16 protein-coding genes and 1 pseudogene are annotated in these 19,146 nt (G+C 58.5%); 13 read left to right on the top strand and 4 right to left on the bottom strand.

All coding sequences use genetic code 11. The annotated features are described in order from the left end of the window. The first annotated feature begins 4 nt into the window (after nt 1-4). Genes IV01_RS15700 through IV01_RS15715 form a run of 4 tightly spaced genes read left to right on the top strand, consistent with a single transcriptional unit; the run spans nt 5 to nt 4,659 of the window. The gene (locus IV01_RS15700; RefSeq protein WP_032627792.1) at nt 5-1,096 is read left to right on the top strand and encodes a BMP family ABC transporter substrate-binding protein; all 1,092 of its coding nucleotides are present in this window, start codon (nt 5-7) and stop codon (nt 1,094-1,096) included. Further along, entirely contained in the window at nt 1,093-2,607 is a 1,515-nt protein-coding gene (locus tag IV01_RS15705) for an ABC transporter ATP-binding protein (protein ID WP_032627791.1), read from the top strand. The genes IV01_RS15700 and IV01_RS15705 overlap by 4 nt, the downstream gene beginning before the upstream one ends. Then, entirely contained in the window at nt 2,600-3,721 is a 1,122-nt protein-coding gene (locus IV01_RS15710) for an ABC transporter permease (protein WP_050507428.1), read from the top strand. The genes IV01_RS15705 and IV01_RS15710 overlap by 8 nt, the downstream gene beginning before the upstream one ends. Then, nucleotides 3,721-4,659, top strand: a complete 939-nt coding sequence (locus IV01_RS15715; RefSeq protein ID WP_032627789.1) for an ABC transporter permease — start codon at nt 3,721-3,723, stop codon at nt 4,657-4,659. Before IV01_RS15710 ends, IV01_RS15715 begins: the two co-directional genes overlap by 1 nt. Before the next feature lie 142 nt (nt 4,660-4,801). Here the strand turns inward: IV01_RS15715 and IV01_RS15720 are convergent, their stop codons facing one another. Continuing rightward, complete coding sequence (locus IV01_RS15720; RefSeq protein WP_032627788.1) at nt 4,802-5,734, bottom strand: LysR family transcriptional regulator; 933 nt, start codon at nt 5,732-5,734, stop codon at nt 4,802-4,804. A gap of 139 nt (nt 5,735-5,873) precedes the next feature. Between IV01_RS15720 and IV01_RS15725 the strand changes: the two genes are divergently transcribed. After that, nucleotides 5,874-7,079 carry a cation:dicarboxylate symporter family transporter gene (locus IV01_RS15725; RefSeq protein WP_032627787.1) on the top strand — a complete coding sequence of 402 codons (1,206 nt, stop codon included), beginning with the start codon at nt 5,874-5,876 and terminating at the stop codon, nt 7,077-7,079. Between the two features lie 144 nt (nt 7,080-7,223). Here the strand turns inward: IV01_RS15725 and IV01_RS15730 are convergent, their stop codons facing one another. Both IV01_RS15730 and IV01_RS15735 read right to left on the bottom strand, forming a co-directional pair. Then, nucleotides 7,224-8,822, bottom strand: a complete 1,599-nt coding sequence (locus IV01_RS15730; RefSeq protein ID WP_032627786.1) for an argininosuccinate lyase — start codon at nt 8,820-8,822, stop codon at nt 7,224-7,226. Between the two features lie 64 nt (nt 8,823-8,886). Further along, nucleotides 8,887-10,134, bottom strand: coding sequence for an OprD family porin (locus IV01_RS15735; RefSeq protein WP_032627785.1), 1,248 nt, complete (start codon nt 10,132-10,134; stop codon nt 8,887-8,889). A 302-nt stretch (nt 10,135-10,436) separates the two neighbouring features. Between IV01_RS15735 and IV01_RS15740 the strand changes: the two genes are divergently transcribed. The 4 genes and pseudogenes from IV01_RS15740 (at nt 10,437) to IV01_RS15750 (ending at nt 13,977) form a co-directional block, all read left to right on the top strand. Further along, entirely contained in the window at nt 10,437-10,925 is a 489-nt protein-coding gene (locus IV01_RS15740) for a GAF domain-containing protein (protein WP_032627879.1), read from the top strand. A 258-nt stretch (nt 10,926-11,183) separates the two neighbouring features. Next, a pseudogene (locus IV01_RS27420) lies at nt 11,184-12,227 on the top strand (methyl-accepting chemotaxis protein); the annotation flags it as partial. Then, nucleotides 12,210-13,082, top strand: a complete 873-nt coding sequence (locus tag IV01_RS27415; RefSeq protein WP_418903521.1) for a methyl-accepting chemotaxis protein — start codon at nt 12,210-12,212, stop codon at nt 13,080-13,082. The pseudogene IV01_RS27420 and the gene IV01_RS27415, both read left to right, overlap by 18 nt. A gap of 205 nt (nt 13,083-13,287) precedes the next feature. Further along, entirely contained in the window at nt 13,288-13,977 is a 690-nt protein-coding gene (locus IV01_RS15750) for a dihydrofolate reductase family protein (protein WP_032627782.1), read from the top strand. A gap of 290 nt (nt 13,978-14,267) precedes the next feature. Here IV01_RS15750 and pobA read toward each other — a convergent pair whose 3' ends face one another. Beyond that, entirely contained in the window at nt 14,268-15,452 is a 1,185-nt protein-coding gene (pobA, locus tag IV01_RS15755; protein ID WP_032627781.1) for a 4-hydroxybenzoate 3-monooxygenase, read from the bottom strand. Between the two features lie 119 nt (nt 15,453-15,571). Between pobA and IV01_RS15760 the strand changes: the two genes are divergently transcribed. The 4 genes from IV01_RS15760 (at nt 15,572) to pcaG (ending at nt 19,024) form a co-directional block, all read left to right on the top strand. Beyond that, entirely contained in the window at nt 15,572-16,435 is an 864-nt protein-coding gene (locus IV01_RS15760; protein WP_032627780.1) for a helix-turn-helix domain-containing protein, read from the top strand. Between the two features lie 178 nt (nt 16,436-16,613). Continuing rightward, nucleotides 16,614-17,543, top strand: coding sequence for a pca operon transcription factor PcaQ (gene pcaQ / locus IV01_RS15765; RefSeq protein ID WP_032627779.1), 930 nt, complete (start codon nt 16,614-16,616; stop codon nt 17,541-17,543). 115 nt (nt 17,544-17,658) lie between these two features. Beyond that, on the top strand, nt 17,659-18,378 hold the full coding sequence (gene pcaH, locus IV01_RS15770) for a protocatechuate 3,4-dioxygenase subunit beta (protein WP_032627778.1): 720 nt from the start codon (nt 17,659-17,661) through the stop codon (nt 18,376-18,378). A gap of 43 nt (nt 18,379-18,421) precedes the next feature. After that, on the top strand, nt 18,422-19,024 hold the full coding sequence (gene pcaG, locus IV01_RS15775) for a protocatechuate 3,4-dioxygenase subunit alpha (RefSeq protein WP_032627777.1): 603 nt from the start codon (nt 18,422-18,424) through the stop codon (nt 19,022-19,024). Nucleotides 19,025-19,146: the final 122 nt, after the last annotated feature.

The raw sequence follows: 19,146 nt of genomic DNA, 5'->3' as shown, positions 1-19,146 counted from the left end.
AACAATGCTCAACAGATTTCTAAAGCGAACCTTGGGTGCGGCGGTATTGCTCGGGCTGGCGAACGGCGCTTCGGCAGAAGGTTTGACCCTGGAAAAACCGGCCAAGATCGCCATGGTCTACATCAGTCCGCGCAATGACGGTGGCTGGACGCAAGCCTTCGATGAGTCACGGGTCAAGCTGGAAAAAGAGCTGGGCACCAAGATCCAGTACGTTGAAAGCGTGCCGGAGAACGCCGCCGCCATTACCCCCGTGGTTGACCGACTCATCGCCCGGGGCGCCAACGTGATCATCGGCACGGCATTTGGCTATTCCGACACCTTCCTGGATCTGGCGAAAAAATATCCGAAGATTGCCTTCCTCAATGGCTCCGGCACCACTAACGCGCCGAACCTGGAATCCTTCTACGGTCGCACTTACGAAAGCCAATACCTGTGTGGCATGGCGGCCGGTGCCGCGTCGAAAACCGGCAAGCTGGGCTTCGTCGCGGCTAACCCGTTCGGCCAGGTCAACTGGACCGTCAACGCCTTCGAGTTGGGCGCACAACAGATCAACCCCAATGCCACCGTCAACGTGATCTACACCGGTGCCTGGAACGACCCGGTCAAAGAGCGCGCCGCCGCCATGGCCCTGATCGACAACGGCGCCGACGTGATCGGCCAACACGTAGACAGCCCGACCCCACAGATCGTCGCTCAGGAGCGCGGCGTATTGGGCACTGGCCACCATCGTGATCTCAGTGAATTCGCACCCAAGGCGACCATCTGTTCATCGGCCTGGGTCTGGGACCGTTTTCTCGCCCCAGAGCTGAAGAAAATCATCGCCGGTAACTGGGTGCCGAATCCCAATGGCGCCTTGTTATCCATGGAGCAGGGCGGGACCGACATTACCCTGACTGCTGGCGAGCGAATTTCTGCCGAGAACAGAAAGAAAATCGATCTGGCCCGTGAAGAGCTGATGAATGGCGAAAAGATCATTTACAGCGGCCCGATGAGCGATCGCGATGGCAAGGAACGCATCCCGGCCGGCAGCCATATGTCCGATGGCGATTTGTGGAAAATGGACTGGTTCGTCAAAGGCGTGGCCTCCCAGCAATGAGTCAGGCGAACGCGATCCAACTCACCGGCATCAGCAAATCGTTCGACGGTTTCCAGGCCCTGACTGACGCGCATTTCACCGGCAAATGGGGTGAAGTGCATGCGTTGCTGGGGGAGAACGGGGCCGGGAAATCTTCGCTGATGAATATCGCCGCCGGGCTGTATGCCCCGGAGAGCGGGTCGCTGTTCATAGATGACAATCCGGTACGGCTGAGCGGTCCGAAAGACGCCAGCCGTTACCACATCGGCATGGTGCATCAACATTTCAAACTGGTGCGGCCGTTCACCGTCGCTCAGAACATTTTGCTGGGCCTGCCTGATGCACCGGGGCAGGGCAGTTACAACAAACGGCTGCAAGCCCTTGAACAACAGATCAGCGTCAAGGCTCAGGCGCTGGGCTTTGCCATTGATCCCCGGCAGACCATCGACAACCTGTCGATTGCCGAACAGCAACGGGTGGAAATCCTCAAAGTGCTGTTGGCCGGGGCGCGGATTCTGATTCTCGACGAACCCACCGCAGTACTCACCGATCAGGAGGCCGAACGGCTGCTGGCGACGGTGCAGTCCTTTGCTCGGCAAGGCGCGGCGGTGATTCTGGTCACCCACAAAATGTCCGACGTGAAGCGTTACGCGGATCGGGTCACGGTCATGCGCGGCGGCCGCACCGTAGAAACCCTCGACCCCCAGACGGTCTCGGTCGAGCAATTGGTGCGGCTCACGGTGGGTGAATCTCAAGCTGTGGGCGAGCATGCCAAGGCGACGGCGGGCGATGCGCGGCTGACCGTACGCAACCTGCGCTCGTTACCGGGCCAGGGCCCGTTGGCCGGTATCGATATGACCCTGCACGCCGGGCAGATCTACGGCATTGCTGGTGTGGGCGGCAATGGCCAGAGCGAATTGGCCAACGCGCTCATGGGATTGCCGCAAGCGGTGCAAGGGGAAATGCTGCTGCAAGGCTTCGGCGATTTGCACGGCGCGTCTGCCGAGCGGCGACGTGATCTGCGCATCGCCGCCATTCCTGCTGACCGTTATGGCGCTGCGCTGGCGGGGTCGTTATCGGTGGCCGAGAATTTCGGCATCGGCCAGATTCACAGCGGCCGTTACGGTTCGTTCATGCGCCTGCGCAGCAAGCGCATGGAGCAGGACGCCACCGAAGCCATCAGCTCGTTCGACGTGCAGGGCGTGCGTTCCCTGCAACAGAAAGCCGCGCTGCTGTCGGGCGGCAATGCCCAGAAATTGGTGATCGCCCGGGAATTCAGCCGGGACCCGCAACTGGTGCTGGTGCACAGCCCCAGTCGTGGCCTGGATGCCAAGGCGACTGCTGCGGTACATGCCCGGTTGCGAGCTGCTCGGGATGCTGGCGCGGCCGTATTGGTGATCAGCGAAGACCTTGATGAAGTGCTGATGCTGGCTGACCGCATCGGGGTCATGAACAGCGGCCGCATCGTCGCAGAATTCGAACGCCCGGCGGATCGCCAGGCCATCGGCAAGGCCATGGTGAGTCATGACTGACGTTATGTTGCAAACGACGACGAATAAGCCATCACGGCGTCAACCGCTACTGGCTCGTCGCTACACCCTGGAAATCCGCCAGCAGCTGGCTTGGTACTGGCAGGCATTGATCATCGCCCTGGCCTTGCTGGTGGGGCTGGCTATCTCGGCGGCGATTCTAGTGGGCGCCGGGGTTCCCGCCGAAGAGCTGCTCAACGAGTTCGTGGTGCTCACGGTACTCGACCCGCAGAACTTCAAGGCCGTGCTGTTTCAGGCCGCGCCGATGATTCTGGTCGGCCTGGCCGGGTGCTTGGCATTCCGGGCGCGCTTCTGGAACCTGGGACTGGAAGGCCAGATGATCTGGGGCGGCATCGGCGCGACTGCCATCTCCCTGTTCGAAGTCGGCCCAGAATCCATTCGCCTGCCGTTGATGCTGGCGACTGCAATGCTCTGCGCCATGCTGTGGACCATCGCGCCGGTGCTGCTCAAGCTGCGCCTGAAGGTTAACGAGATCATCTCCACGCTGATGCTCAATTACATTGCCGCCAACTTCCTGCTGCACCTGTTGTACGGCAGCTGGAAGGACCCGCGCGACAACTTTCCCTATTCACCGGCCTTTCGCAGTTTCGAACGATTGCCGGATCTGTTTGATGGCTATAACGCAGCGATTGTTCTGGCTGTGATCGTGACTCTGTTTGCCTTGTGGTTCATCGGCATTTCCCGGGCTGGTTTGTACCTGCGGTTTGTCGATGCCAACCCACGAGTGGCCGGTGCGGTGGGGGTTCCAGTGCGCAAGATAATCATCGGCACCGTGCTGCTGTCCGGCGCGCTGGCCGGGATTGCCGGGTTCATTGTGACTGCCGGGCAGGAAGGGCGGCTGACTCAGTCGTTCTATCAGGGCTACGGTTTTTCCGGAATTCTGATCGCCTTTCTTGCCCGTAATAATCCATTGGCCGCCACCATCGTCGCGCTGCTGGTTGCATTGTTGTTCGTCGCCGGGCGCAGCTTGCAGGTGTTCTATCAGATACCGTTTTCCATGGTGCAACTGATCCAGGCCATTCTGGTGATTTGCGTGGCATCGTCAGATTTCTTCATTCGCCATCGCATGCGCGTAATTCAAAAGGGTGAGCAGTAATGGACATGATCGCCAACTGGCTGGGCAACTCCCCGGATTTCGCCGTGCCGTTCGCACTCGCTGCCCTGGGGCTGATCCTCACCGAGCGGGCCGGGGTGCTGGCGTTGGGTGCCGAAGGCTTGATGCTGGTGGGGGCGTTGGCCGCCATCGGTGCGCAGCTGAGCTTCAGTACGCCGATGATTTCCCTGATCCTCGCGATGCTCGCCGCCAGCGTCGTGTCGTTGCTGTTTGCCTTGATGGTGCTGGTGATGCGCATCAACCAGGTCATTGCCGGGCTGGCGCTGGTGTTCTTTTGCCAGGGGCTGACCGGATTACTCGGCACCTTGCTGGAGTGGACCAACCATCCGGTCACCGGGCTTTCGACGGTGGCGCTGTGGCCTCTCTCGGAATTGCCGTTGATAGGCAAAGTGTTCGTGCAGAACCCGCTGGTTTACCTGACGCCACTGATCTTCGTCGGCGTCGTATGGTTTCTCTATCGCAGTAACGCCGGCCTGCGTTTGCGAGCGGTGGGCGAAAACCCGCAAGCGGCCGATGCGGCGGGTATCTCGGTGATCGGTTATCGACTGGCAGCGATTCTGGCCGGTGCCGCGCTGATTGGTCTGGCGGGGGGCTACATTTCGGTCCTCAGCACTAAAATGTGGATCGCTGACATGACCGGCGGCCGCGGCTGGATCGCCGTCTCTCTGGTGATCTTCGCGCGCTGGTCACCCTGGCGAGCGCTGGCCGGGGCTGTGCTGTTTGGCTGCATCGAAGCACTGATCCCGCAACTGGCCTCCACCGGCATACGCCTGCCGCAATACTTCGTCCTGATGACGCCTTACGCGGTCACGCTGCTGGTGATGATCTGGGTTGCCATGGGCACCCGAGGATCAAACCCGGCCTCCGGCAGCCAACCCGGCGCGCTGGGTGAGCCGTTTATCAGGGAAGAGCGGCGCTGAGGGTGGTGTGGTCTGACTGAAGAAATACAAAGTCTGTAGGAGCGAACTTGTTCGCGAGGAGGCCATTACATCCGGTGGATTTTCGTTGTCTGCAAAGCAGCTCTCGCGAACAAGTTCGCTCCTACAGAGAGGTGAGCCGACATCACTGACGCCGGCGGTGATTCTTGCTTAGCTCCCGCGCCAGCAGGATGAAATTCTGCAGCGGCGCTGGCGGGTTGAAGCTGCGGCACACCAGTGTCACAGGCGCCAGCAGGCGAGGTCGGGCGTCGCGGATTCGGCAGTACACAACGCTGTCGCGATGGATGTCTTTCATTGAAGCCGGCACGATTGAAATCCCCGCGCCTGCAGCGACCAGGCTGACGTTGGTCAGCATGCGCTCTACTTCAAACGCGATCTGCGGATTGAATCCTGCGTTCTGGCAGGCCTTGACCAGATTGGCATACATGCCGGGCGCGCCGGGACGGCGAACCAGAATGAATCGTTCCTGCTTCAGGTCATTCAGGGATATTTCCACCTCTTGCTGCGACTCACCGGCTTGCTCAAGCAACGGATGCCGCACAGGCAGCGCCAGGAGCATTTCTTCGTTGAGCAGGCGATGGAAATGGATGCTTTGGTGCTGACCCACGGGCGCGCGCAGAATGCCCACATCCAGGCGGTTCTCGATGGCTTCTTCGGTCAGCTCCCTGGCGCTGCCTTCCTTCATGGCGACTTCTACGCCGGGGTAGCGCTCGCGATAAGAGCGGATGATTTTCGGGATCAGCGGGTGAGTGGCCGCTGAACTGGTGAAGCCGATGATCAGCGTCCCTTCGATGCCATTCGCAGCCCGCGCGGCCTTGCGCGAACCCTGCTCGACACGGGTCAGGATGTCTCTTGCTTCTTCGAGAAAAACCACGCCGCCAGCGGTCAGGTCGACACCTTTTGGATGGCGCTTGAACAGCTCGAATCCCAGCTCCTGCTCCAGCGCCCTGATCTGTTGGCTCAATGGCGGCTGCTGCATATTCAGACGTGCCGCCGCCCGGGTGAAGTGCAGTTCTTCGGCGACCATTACGAAATAGCGTAAATGCCTGAGTTCCATGAGGGGCTATCCTGTGGCTGGCTTTATTATTCGTGGTCAGAACAGAAAGTTTAAGACTATGATACGGCCAATCATACAGGTGACTGATGGCCTTGTTCGCCACGTCGCGATAATAAAAAATGGTGTTGGCGGAGCCTTGATGTCGAGCAAGCTGCTGAATAACGGAACCTTGCATATTCTGCTGGCGATTACTTGTGGCTTTGTGCTTGGTCTTGTTCGCCCTGAACTGGCGGTCAGCATGCGCCCGCTTAGTGATTACTTCATCAGAGTTGTCGGGTTGTTAATGCCCTTTATCATGTTTGTGCTGGTGTGTTCGGGCGTTGCTGGTATTCAACGTCAGGAAAAGCGCTCGCGGCTGGTGGGTAAGATCGTTATTTACTTTCAATTGATGTCGGTTATCTCGCTGCTATTGGGTATGGCGACGTTGATATTGTTTGAAGCGGGTCAAGACGTCTCGCTACCGGTTTCGCAGCTCCATCACGCGGCATTGGATATATCCATGGCGTCCATGGGGGCGACGATTATCGGTGCTTTTCACAACCTGGTGCTGCAGGTCATGGTCGTTGCGTTGATCTGTGGGTTACTGATCGGCAGGTCTGACGGAGTTGGCCAACGCTTGCATCATCGCCTTGAACAAGTGCGAGTCATGTTGTTTAGAGTGTTGCATGTCATTTTGAAGTTCGCCCCGTTGGCAGCATTTGGGGCGATGGCATTTACCGTTGGCAAGTACGGAATGGTTTCAGTGATGCCACTGATCAAGTTTGTAGCTGTTATTTATCTTGCCTGCGCAGTTTTCATTCTTGTGGTAATGGCCGGTGTTGCACGGTTGGTCGGCGAGAAGCTGCTGAGTATTGTGTTGTATGTGAAGGAAGAACTTCTACTGGTGGCGTTTACAGGTTCTTCCGTGGCGGCAATACCTGGATTAGTGGGTAAACTCGAACAGCTCGGGTGTGACAGGAAACTGGTGCATCTGATATTGACGACCGGTTACACATTCAATTTGAGCGGCTCCAGTATTTATCTGACCACGGCCATCATGTTCATGGCGAATATGTCAGGTGTGGATCTGACCGGGTTGCAATTGGCGAGCGTGTTGTTGATCTGCATGCTGACTTCGCTGGGTTCAACCAGCGTCGCCGGTTCGGCATTCTTTACCCTGATTGCCACGTTGACCGTCCTGCAAGCCATACCGTTGGAAGGTGTTGGCCTGCTATTGGGGGTTGAGCGGCTGATGAAGTGTCGCTCGCTAACCAATGTGCTGGGCAACTGCGTGGCCTGCATCGCCATTTGTCGCTGGCATGGGGCAGTTGATCGAGTGGTGCTGCGTCAGCAATTGGCGCGGTAGTGTCCGGTTGCGGACCTGTAGGAGCTCACGAGCACCGCGAGGCAGCGATGGCGATGTATCAGGAAAATCGCCATCGCTGCCTCGCGGTGCTCGTGAGCTACAGGTCATCAGCTACATTCAGCTGATTTTATGTTCCATAGAAACTCAGCCCTTGGCGTTCAGCAACTTCTCGAATGCCTTGTCCAGCTCGCCTTCGGCACTGGTCAGTTTCTGGCGGCGTTCGCGCAGCCAGCTCTGGTCGGCATTCAGCGCCTTACGCGCTTCGACTAGCATGCGCTGGACTTCCTCCGGTTGCGGCCCGCCGGTGCCTTTGCGGGTCTTGACCATGTTCTGCGGTGACAGCGTCGCCCGGAAGGCTGCTTCGTCCAGAGGCAGCGTGTTCGGCGTCCATTTGTATTTGTCCGCTGCCTTGGCGTACAGCTTTTGTGCGTCGGCATAAGGGAAGGTCTTGGGTGTGGTGCCGTTGTCCCGCGCTTCGGTGACGATCAATGAGGCGAAGCTGTGGCCAATGCGGAACGGCACCTTGTGCTGACGCTCCAGGGTGTCAGCAAGCTCCATCGACGTGGTCCATTCCGACTCAAGCTCTTCAAGCGCCCTTTGCGGATTGACCTCCAATGCGTCCAGCACACGGTTCATGCCGGTAAACATCTCACTGGTGGAGGCAAACAGCCCCAGGGAGTCGAAGGCGAACTTGTAGTCGGTCATCCCGGTAGTGACGTTATGCGCCCGCAGAGTTACTGCCTGGGCGAGACCGACCACATCAGAGGAGGCTTCCCGGGCGCGCATCAGCAGGCCCGGATTACGTTTTTGCGGCATGGCACTGCTGGTGTAAGTCGAGCCTTCGTCCAGCAACAGCCATGGGCGAATCTGATGATATTGAGTGTGGATATCGCCGATCAGCGCACCGACCCGAATGGCTGAAGACGAGGCGATATTGGCCGCTTCGATGGGGATGTCATAGGTGGAAATCTGGCTGGAATCCAGAGAGTTTTCCCGCACTCCGTCAAAGCCCAACAGACTGGCAAGCCGTTCACGGTTCAGCGGATAAGCCGAGTTTGCCAGCACCGCCGTGCCCATCGGGCTCAGGTTGAGGCGGCTGTACAGTTCGCGAATGCGCTGGCCGTCACGGTCAAACGCTGCTTCAAATGCCAGCAGGTAATGGGCGTAGCTGATCGGCATGGCCTGCACGCCATTGGTGTAGGCGGGCACCAGTGTGTCGACGTTTTTCGCGGCGAGATCAAGCACCCGTTGGCGGGTCGAGTTCAGCGCGTCGGCATAGGCCAGTACCTGTGAGCGCAGACGTGCCAGACGGTACGTCGCGAGCATGTCCTGACGGCTGCGGCCGGAGTGGATCAACGAGGCTTCCGGACCGATCTTGTCGGTCATGATCTGCTCCAGCTGCAGGACATCGCTGGGCTTCTTGCCGTCTGGTTTGTCTGCCTGGTCGATGGCAAAGCGGACGCCGCCAGCGATCTTGCTGCCCATTTCCGGTTTGACGATGCCTTCCTCGGTGAGCATGACGATGGACGCTTTGTTGATCCGGTTCAGCCAGGAAAACTGGCTTTCGGTCTGGTCGACTTTGCTTTTCGACTTATCGACCGTCGCGCCGATCTTGGCTGCCTGGGCGGCGCATTGCTCGGTGGTCGCACAGGGGGCGTCGGCGGTGTTGGCGGCGACTGCCGCAAAGCTGCTGCTCAGGGCGCAGGCCACGGCCAGGTACAGTAGATTGTTCTTCAGGTTCATTCAGGGCTCCATTCCCGGCTTCAAGCGGGAGGTCGTGCAGACTGCTTCTAATAGAAATGGCTGGTTAAAGCAGGGGCAGGGTGTAGCTGACGATCAGGCGGTTCTGGTCGATGTCGTTGCCACTGCCGTTGCTCCGATAGCTGCCATTGCGCCACGCCACATCCAGGTTTTTCAGCGCCTGACTCTGGAACGCATAGCGGATGTCGGTGTTGCGCTCCCACTCGGTGCCTTCTACGCCAGGGCTGCGCTGGAAGTTGTCACCCTTGAGGTAGCGGGTCATGAACGTCAGACCGGGAATGCCCACGCTGGCGAAATCGAAGTCATAACGCGCCTGCCAGGATTTTTCTTCCGGGCTGGCAAAGTCAGCGGAAATCATCACGTAGTTGACCAGGAACGAATCGGTGCCATCCAGGTGCGGAAAGCCGGTTTCGCCTTTCATGCTTTGCCAGGCGGCGCCGAATGAATGACCGCCGATGCGATAGGTGAAGCGCGCACCCAGCGCCTGGTTATCGACGTTGGTATTGCCGTCCTTGCTGGAGTCGGCGTAGCGCAGGTCCGTCTTGATCGACTGGCCCTGACCGATCGGCAAGGTGTGCACCAGATTGACGATGTGCTGCTTGTAGTTTTTCTCCAGACCGCCGTAGTGATAGCTGGTGACGAAGTTTTTGCTCCAGTTGTAGCTGGCGCTGGCGAAGTCGAACTGATCGCTTGGGCTGCCACCCCTGATGCCTTTGCCAGCCACTTCGATATCGTCGTGGCCGCTGACGTTGCGCAAGGTGTTGCTGGTCAGCCGCCCGGCATTGAGCGTCATGTTGTCGATATCGGTTGAAGTCAGCTGCGTGCCTCTGAATGTCTGGGGCAGCAGACGACCATCGCTGGGCAGCACAGTGGGCAGTTTCGGGATGAGGGTGCCGACCTTGAGCACGCTTTTGGAAATTCGCGCCTTGGCCGTGGCGCCCATACGGCTGTAATCGTCCGGTGCCTTGTCGTCACCAACTGGCAGCAGCCCGGAGTTTTGCCGATCAGGGCCGGAATCCAGCTTGAGGCCGAACAAGCCAAGTGCGTCGACGCCAAAGCCCACCGGGCCTTCGGTGAAGCCGGATTGATAACTGAGGATCAGGCCTTGCGCCCACTCGTCACGTTTGGACTGGCTTGCGTTGTCTTGTCGGAAATCGCTGTTGAAGTAGTAGTTGCGCAGTTCCAGTTCAGCCTTGCTGTCTTCAAAAAAGTCGGCCTGCGCCATGGACGGCAGAGCCAGGGTTAATCCGAGCAGGGCGAAACCAAAACCTGAAGCGTTGGGGGATGTGTTCATTGTTATTCCCATTTGCTGCATCAGCTGTTTTTAGAATTATTGGCCGTCTTCACCTGGCAGCAGATGAACCGGTGCGCAGAGGCTAATGCTTGATGGAGGGAATTAAAAATATATAGAAAGTGTCGATTGAATAGGTTTTGAGTATGGAGGTAAGCCATGCTCGAAGTGCAGGCAGATGTAGGCGGCGGACGGCAGTTGAGTGGCTCAAGAGGATCAGCGTAGGATGCGCGATCCTCCCCACACGTTGTGACAGGATCCTCATAATTTTCTGGCAGTAGGCCATCTGAGTGGTAAGTGAACTGATGTCAATCCAACTGAGTGCTGCGGAAAGCGCAGCAATCGCCGAGGTCGAGACGACCTCCCATATTTTGCAGCTAATGACGCGGTTGACCCGTTTGCGCTTCGCGGCGATTGCCAAGGTCACGGATCAGCGCTGGGTCGCTTGTGCAGTCGACGATGAAATTCATTTTGGTGTCGGCCCTGGTGACGAGCTGGCAGTTGAATTGACCATCTGTAACGAGGTGCGCCAGGAGCATTCAGCCATCGTTATTTCCTGCGTCAGCGATGACCCACGGTTCAAGGATCATCCGCTACCCAAGCTGTACGGTTTTGAAAGTTACCTGTCGCTGCCGATCGTGCTGTGTGACGGGTCTTTTTTTGGCACGCTCTGCGGGCTCGATCCGTTGCCTGCCAAGCTGGATGACCCTGATCTGATTCAGACCCTGGAAATCTTCGCCCGCTTGATCGGTACCACTCTGGACTTGCATGCCCGGATCGCTGCGGCGTCCTGACAACGTCCTGGATGATTACAGGAAACGTTCTGCAACGAATTGCCTTCACCTCGCTTTTGCCCCCCGCCACCCCCGCAAATCGGGCGGTTTAGCCTGTTCTGCCCGCAACCGCATGTTTTCCTTCGCCGTTGGATTTTTGTGTGTGTGAAACGTCTGAGATGCGGTGATGTCATTTTGATGTCGCGAAAACGGATGAGCTGACACGAGAGCAAGGCCGCCCTCACACACACACTTGAATTATTTCTGGACGGTTTTTCTATGCTCACAACGGTTAACAAGGCCCTGGCGAATATCAGTGTCAAAGCCAAACTGTCACTGGGTTTTGCCCTGATACTGATATTGACCTGTCTGATCGCCTTCACCGGCTGGTCCGGGTTGCAGTCACTGGCCGAGCGGGGCGACAAGGTGGCGGAAATTTCGCTGCTCAACGAGCAGGCCCGTGATCTGCGCATATCCCGTATGAGTTACATGCTCACCCCTGATGCCGAACATGCCGCTGCGGTAACCAGCAACCTGGGCAAGCTGGAAGTCCAGACCCAGAAAATGAAGGCACTGTTTACCACCGGCGCTAGCCTGAGCCTGATTGGCGACGTCAGTGGTGCTGTGACTGTCTACAAAACCCATTTCAACGAGTTCGTCCAGGCCACCCAGAGCCGTGAGTCGGCACGGGCTTCGATTGCGACACAGGTCGAGACCATGGTCTCCGAGCTTGAAAAAATCCAGGATCAGGCTGGCGAGGGCGACCCCCAGGCTCGCGCCATGACCGCGCAGCATCGTCTCATTCAGCAGGCACGTTCTCAGGCTCAGACATACACCTACAGCGCCAAGGCTGAGTACCTGTCGCCTGCGCTGTCGGCCATTGATGCAGCCCGCGATCACCTGGAGAACCTCAATCAGGTCTCGCCTCAATCAATCCAGGGGATTGAACAATCGCTGGTCGTTTTCCGTGCCACGCTCGGTCAGTTCAGCGACAGTCTGGCCAAGGCCCAGCAGGCGGAGTTGGCGCTAGCCGATGACGTCACTCGATTGCTGGCTGCCAGTAAACAAATTACGGTCAACCAGATTGCCCAGCGGACCAAGGATGTTCATCAGGCCGATCTGTTGCTGGGCAGCGCAACCATTGCCGCGCTGCTGTTCGGCTTCCTGGCCGCGTGGGTTATCACCCGTCTGATCGTCACGCCTTTGATGCAAACCCTGCGCAATGCTGAACACGTTGCCGCCGGTGACCTGAGCCACGACATGGTGGTCACCCGTCGCGATGAGCTGGGCCAGCTGCAAACCAGCATGCAACATATGACGGTCAACCTTCGCGAATTGATTGGTGGTATCCGTGATGGTGTGGTGCAGATTGCCAGTGCCGCTGAGCAATTGTCGGCAGTGACTGAACAGACCAGCGCCGGGGTCAACAGCCAGAAGGTCGAGACTGATCAGGTGGCCACCGCGATGAACGAGATGACCGCCACGGTTCAGGAAGTGGCGCGCAATGCTGAAGAGGCGTCCGAAGCGGCAGTCAACGCCAGCCGGGAAGCTAAGCAGGGCGATGAAGTGGTGACCCAGGCGATGCAGCAGATTGCCCGTCTGGCTGATGAAGTCGGTCACTCCACTGAGGCCATGAGCGATTTGCAAACCGAAAGCGACAAGATTGGCAGCGTACTGGATGTGATCAAGGCTGTGGCGCAGCAGACCAACCTGCTGGCGCTGAACGCCGCCATCGAAGCCGCCCGCGCTGGTGAAGCCGGACGTGGTTTTGCGGTGGTCGCCGACGAAGTGCGCAGTCTGGCTCAGCGCACCCACACCTCCACTGAGGAAATCGAAGGCCTGATCAGCGGCTTGCAGACTGGCACCAAGCGAGTGGCGACGATTCTGGAAAACAGCCGGACCCTGACTGACAGCAGCGTCGAGCTGACCCGTCGTGCCGGTACGTCACTGGAAAGCATCACCCGTTCGGTGGCGTCCATCGAGTCGATGAACCACCAGATCGCCGCCGCTGCCGAGCAACAGAGCGCCGTAGCTGAAGAGATCAACCGCAGCGTGCTTAATGTGCGCGATATCTCCGAACAGACCTCCGCCGCCAGCGACGAAACGGCCGCCTCGAGCGTTGAACTGGCACGGCTGGGTGTCCATTTGCAGGCCATGGTGGGTAAGTTCAAGGTTTGATGCGTCTGGTCCGAATCGTGGGAGCGAGCTTGCTCGCGAAGGCAATGTACGAAGCTGCGAGGTGTGGCAGATGTTCCTGCCTCTTCGCGAGCAAGCTCGCTCCCACGGATGAGTGGGGAAGTTCAAAGCAGGGGCCGTCAAAAATCGAACTATCAGCAAGCGCAGCGGGTCGGTAACTACAACGTGAACCGATCCGGAGCCCTGCATGAAGCCTTATGTCATCTGCCACATGATGTCGTCCCTTGATGGTCATGCCCTGACCGATGGCTGGGAGCGGCCATTCAAAAATGCCGCAGGCGAGCTTTACGAAGAGCTGGCCAAAACCTTCAACTTTGATGCATGGATTTGCGGCCGCGTGACCATGCAGGAAATCGCCCATGGCGATGACTATCCTCGTGGGTTGGCCAAAGCGCCGCTGCCGCGCACTCATCATTTTGCTGATCGCAACGCCGACAGCTACGCCATCTCCATCGACCCCCACGGCAAAGTCGCCTGGAAAAGCAATCAGGCGCTGGGTTCCCATGTGGTCGAGGTGGTCAGCGAAGCGGTGGAAGACGATTACCTGGCGTACCTGCAATCGATCAATGTGTCCTACATTTTCGGTGGCAAGACCGAGATCGATCTGGCTCAGGTCATCAAGGTACTGGCCAGCGAGCTGGGTCGTAAACGCCTGATCGTCGAAGGCGGCCCCCATGTCAGCGGGTCATTCCTCAACGCGGGGCTGGTGGACGAAGTCAGTGTGTTGCTGCTGCCCTTGATCGATGGCCGGGGCGAGCATCCCGCATCTTTTGAAGTGTCGGCTGAGGCCTGGAAGCAACCCGCCTATCTGAAGCTGACCTCTGCCGAGGTTCAGGACGGTGGTGGGGTTTGGTTGCGGTATAAGCTGGCTCGGTGACATTGTTGGAGCGAGGCTTGCCCGCTAATGGAGCGACTCGGTCTGTCAGGTAAACCCCGTTATCTTTCTTCGCGGGCAAGCCTCGCTCCAACGGAAGGAGGGCGAGGCTTTAGACAAAAGTTGTCCACGGAAAGTGGGGGTATGTCTGTGGATAACTTCGGGAACGCCTTATGGGCTGCGCTTTTGAGCCAATGATCAGGAAATGAACAGCGACAAAAACACGGAATTTCCCTTGATTTTCAGTCGCTTTGCGGTGCAGCACCTACGCTGGTGATGTCATATTGATGTCGTTATTCGACCCCCTCAAACGGTAACCCGACGTAATTTTCCGCAATGGTGCGGCGTCCAGCCTCGGAACTGACAAAGTAATCCAGTTCAGTCTGTTGTAGCCGCTCGCTGAACGGATCGCTGTCGCCAAAGCGGTGCAGCATCGACGTCATCCACCAGGAGAATCGCTCGGCTTTCCAGACCCGGCGCAGGCAGATCTCTGAATAGCGCTCGGTCAGCTCACTGCGACCCTCGTGGTAAACCTTGAGCAGGATGCGATACAGGGTGTTGACGTCGCTGGCCGCAAGGTTCAAGCCCTTTGCCCCGGTGGGCGGGACGATGTGCGCTGCATCGCCGAGCAAGAACAAACGCCCGTATTGCATCGGTTCAACCACGAAACTGCGTATCGGGGCGATGCTTTTTTCAATCGACGGCCCGATGATCAGGCGCTCCGCAACCGGGGCGGGCAGGCGTTGCTTGAGCTCATCCCAGAAGCGCTCGTCCGACCAGTCTTCAACCTTTTCCCCTGCATCCACCTGCACGTAGTAACGGGTGCGGGTAGCCGAGCGCATGCTGCATAAGGCGAAACCGCGCTCATGCCGGGCGTAGATCAGCTCTTCGTTGACGGGCGGGGTGTCTGCCAGAACCCCGAGCCAACCAAACGGGTAGACACGTTCGAATATTTTCAGGGCATCGGCCGGGATCGACTGGCGGGATACGCCATGGAAGCCGTCGCAACCGGCAATGTAATCGCAGTCCAGGCGAATACTTTGCCCTTCATGTTCGAACGTCAGGTAGGGCGCGGTGCTTTTCAGGTCGTGGGGCTGAACTTGACCGGCGTTGAAGAAGCTCCTCCCGCCAGCTTCAGCCCGGGCCTGTAACAGGTCGCGGGTAACTTCGGTCTGGCCATAGACCGTGACCCGCTTGCCGCCGGCCAACCCAGCCAGATCAATGCGTTCGGTGCGTCCGTCGAAGGCCAGCTCGAAACCGTCGTGGATCAGGCCTTCGCTGTCCAGTCGGTCGCTGACCCCAGCCTCGCGCAGCAAGTCGACGGTGCCTTGTTCCAGCACCCCAGCGCGGATTCGGGAAAGAATGTGTTCAGGGTTTTTGCGTTCGACGATGACGTTGTCGATACCGGCCCGCTGGAGCAATTGGCCAAGCAACAGACCGGACGGCCCGCAGCCAATAATGGCAATCTGGGTTTTCATGAGTAGAGCCTTTTGATTATTGTTTTTATCTGTCCTGTATTTTTAGTGGCCTGTGCAGCGATAAGAAGCCATTATTCGCTGCATTTTCTGGACTTTTCATGGATAGGTGAGGGCGTGGCATGAGCGGCGCATCAGTGCCTGTGTTCAAGCTGTACGGCGAGACCACCCTGTGGCCGACGCCGGATCTGCTGCATTGCGAGTCGATTCCGGAGCGCAGCCAACTGCACGGCTGGGAAATTCAAACCCACTCCCATAGCGATCTGGTGCAGTTGCTCTACGTGCAATCCGGGCAGGCGACTCTGCATGTGGAGGGTGCCACGCAACAGGTGCAATCCTCGGTGTTGCAAGTCATCCCGGCACTCAGCGTTCACCGCTTCATTTTTTCGCCGGCTATTCAGGGTTACATCCTCAGCCTGGCGCAACCCTTGGCGGATCGGTTGAGCGCAGTGCTTGCGACCCCGGCCATGAGCGTTGCCCATTGCCATGCTGTGGATAACGAGCAGCGCAAGCAGTTGGACCCGCTGTTCGCTGCCCTCAGCGAGGAATACACGCAGCACAAACCTGGCAGGGATGCGATGCTGCACGCGCTGGTCAGCATGCTGTCGATCTGGCTGAGCCGCCGCAGCATTGCGCTCTCGGGTGCCGAAGTTGCGGTGCAGGAGCGGGGACGTGAACACTTGCAGGCATTCACACGGCTGGTGGGCGCACATTTTCGTGAGCATTGGTCCATCGAGCAGTACGCGGCTGGACTGAGCATCAGTGCTGCGCATCTGAACAGCCTGTGTCGACGGCTTTCTGATCAGTCGGCGTTGCAGATCATTAATCAGCGTCTGCTGCTGGAAGCCAAGCGGGACCTGGTCTATACGACCCTGACCATTAACCAGGTGTCGGATCGGCTGGGGTTTTCGGAGCCGGCGTATTTTTCCCGGTTCTTCAAGCGCTGCACTGGACAGTCGCCCCGGCAGTTTCGTGGGGCGCGATGAACAATTGAAGAACCCATAACCTGTGGGAGCGGTGCTTGGTCTGGGCCGCATCCGGACGATAAGGCTGGACGCGATTCTGGAGGGAAATTACCTAAACCTTATCGTCCGGATGCGGCCCAGACCAAGCACCGCTCCCACAGGTGAGTCCAATCGAATTCCCGTGTGAGGAAACTGCTCATTGAACATCGACACCCGAATCAAATTCCGCCACCTGGTGTGTTTCCTCGAAGTCGCGCGCCAAGGCAGTCTGGCCCGTGCCTCGGATCAGTTGGCAATCAGTCAGCCAGCCTTGTCCAAGACTCTCAAGGAACTGGAAACCCTGCTGGAAACCCAGTTGTTCCTGCGCAGTAAAAGTGGCGCGGCGCTGACGGAAGCGGGCGTGGCATTTTTGCGCTTTGCCGGGCCCAGCGTGCAGTCGCTGCGTGAGGGGGTGAACAGCCTGCGTTCCGGCGAGCATGAGCCGGTGACCGCCAGGCTCGGCGTGCTGTCGACGGTGGAAAGCCTGCTGGTGCCGGAAGTGGTGCGCCGTCTGCATGAGCGTCATCCGGCGTTGATCGTCAGCGTTACCACTGGTCCTAGCGCTTATCTGCTCTCGCAATTGCGAGTCGGCGAACTGGATCTGGTGGTCGGGCGCATGACCGACAGCCCGCAGATTCAAGGCCTGACCTTCGAGCACCTGTACAGCGAATCCATGACCCTGGTGGTGCGCCGTGACCATCCGCTGCTGCAAGTGAAGTTGCAGCGCGAAAGCCTGGAGAACTACCCCATGGTCCTGCCATTGGCCGGGACTACCATTCGCAAGTTTGCCGACAGCCTGTTCGTGCAATGCGGCATCAGCCCGCCACGTCAGCGTCTGGAAACCCTGTCGCTGACCCTCAGCCGTCGTTATGTGCAGTGCAGCGATGCCATCTGGATCGCGCCCTTCGACGCCGTCCAGCAGGATCTGCACAGCGGCGAACTGCGCGAGCTGGAGCTGGGCATCCGCGAACCGGGTGGTTCGGTGGGCATTTGCAGCAATCCGGCGCTACCGCTCTCCAGAGCGGCGCAATGGTGTGTCGACGTACTGCGGGAAGTGGGTGAGGCTTACGGACATGTTGAGCATCCATAACCATTTGGATATGGATGATGTTTGTTTATTCATTTCAGGTTTTGGCTGAGGCGGGGGAGACTGCGCGACATGCAATAAGAACCACTCCTAATAATAAAAGCGTGCGGAGACTCACATGCCTGATGTGAATAGCAGCCGTTTCGTCATCCGTGACCGAAACTGGCACCCCAAAGCCCTGACCCCCGATTACAAGACCTCGATTCTGCGCTCACCGCGCCAGGCGCTGGTCAGCATTCCGCAATCGGCCTCCGAGGCCACTGGCCCGGACTTCTCCCATCTCCAGTTCGGCGAGCATGACAACGACCTGCTGCTGAATTTCAACAACGGCGGCTTGCCCATTGGCGAGCGCATCATTGTCGCCGGACGGGTCTGCGACCAATACGGCAAGCCGATCCCGCACACGCTGGTAGAGATTTGGCAAGCCAACGCAGGCGGGCGCTATCGGCACAAGCGCGATGCCTATCTGGCGCCGATTGATCCGAACTTTGGCGGCGTCGGCCGGGCTTTGACCGACCGTGACGGCAATTACAGTTTTCGCACCGTCAAGCCTGGCCCTTACCCGTGGCGCAACGGCCCCAACGACTGGCGTCCGGCGCATATCCACGTCTCCGTTAGCGGCCCGTCGATTGCCACACGCCTGATCACTCAGCTGTATTTCGAAGGCGATCCGCTGATCCCGCTGTGTCCGATCGTCAAATCCATCGCCAATCCGGACGCCGTCCAGAGCCTGATCGCACGGCTCGACATGGGCATGGCCAATCCTATGGATTGCCTGGCGTATCGCTTTGACATCGTGTTGCGCGGTCAGCGTGCCACGCATTTTGAAAACCGCTGATTCCAAAAGCTGATTTAAAAAAACAACGAGAGGAGCCGCGAACATGCCTGTTCAATTGCTGCCTGAAACCCCATCGCAAACCGCTGGCCCCTATGTGCACATCGGCCTGGCGCTGGAAGCTGCGGGCAATCCGCCCCGTGATCTGGAAATCAGCCACGAGATGGTCATGGCCAATGCGCCGGGCGAACATATCGTGCTGCTGGGCAATGTCTATGACGGCAACGGCCATTTGATTCGCGACGCGTTTCTGGAGTTCTGGCAAGCCGATCATGAAGGGGTTTACGACCCGATCTACGACCCGAAAAAACCGTTCAACGGTTTCGGTCGCACGGCCACAGGCGAAGACGGCCAGTGGTTGCTCAATACCATCAAGCCCGGCACCGTGCACAACTCGGCGGGCGTGCCCATGGCGGCGCATATAAACGTTTCGCTGTTCGCCCGGGGCATCAACATCCACCTGCAGACCCGCCTGTATTTCGACGACGAGGCGCAGGCGAATGCCCAGGATCCGGTGCTCAATCTGATTGAACAGCCAGTTCGCCGGGAAACCCTGGTCGCCAAACGTTGCAGTGTCGACGGCAAGCTGGCTTATCGGTTTGACATCCGCGTGCAGGGCGAGGGTGAGACGGTCTTTTTTGATTTTTAAGAAATATCATTTGGCCTACTTCTCGCTTTCGTGCGGACAGCGATGAACCTGTAGGAGCGCGCTTGCCCGCGATGCGGTATGTCTGCAAAAGATGTGCTGCCTGACCCGACGCTATCGCGGGC

The organism is Pseudomonas syringae, assembly GCF_000737245.1.
In the GTDB taxonomy this organism is placed as follows: Bacteria; Pseudomonadota; Gammaproteobacteria; order Pseudomonadales; family Pseudomonadaceae; genus Aquipseudomonas; species Aquipseudomonas syringae_J.
This window is presented reverse-complemented; position numbering and strand designations above follow the sequence as displayed.